The following is a 356-nucleotide window of genomic DNA, read 5'->3' as shown; positions in this document are numbered from 1 at the left end:
GGCATTGCCAATTTGTTTGCCAGCGGTTGCAGAGAGCCTTTGCTGGCGCGGTCAGGCGGTCAACTCGAGAGCATAGTCATTCCAAAGTTCGTGCGCGACCGATCGGGCGTGGCGGTAGGAAATGGAAGAGAAGCGATAGCGGTGGGGTCGGAATATGTTGTTGATCTGGCCGTGGGCGGCAAGGAACCTTTGCGCCTGCCATGGAGATTTGAAGCGTCCCATCATCTTTTCACGCTTTCGGGTTGTTCTGTGTGATCCTTCGATCCTGTTATTCAACCCTTTGTGTGCTCGGTGATCTGCACCCGGCGCGAGATCACGGATCGGTTTGAAATAGCTTCTCAGCTTATCCGTAATCA

General features: G+C 53.9%; 1 protein-coding gene. It reads right to left on the bottom strand.

What is annotated here, in order from left to right; translation table 11 throughout:
- Nucleotides 1–51: 51 nt before the first annotated feature.
- Nucleotides 52–356, bottom strand: a 305-nt coding sequence (locus ABLN87_RS22390; protein ID WP_353014323.1) for a DDE-type integrase/transposase/recombinase, incomplete at its 5' end; no start/stop codon positions are given.

It is taken from the genome of Ruegeria sp. SCP10, from assembly GCF_040329495.1.
Taxonomy (GTDB): domain Bacteria; phylum Pseudomonadota; class Alphaproteobacteria; order Rhodobacterales; family Rhodobacteraceae; genus Ruegeria.
Note: the sequence above shows the minus strand (reverse complement) of the source record. Positions and strands in the feature narration are given on the sequence as shown.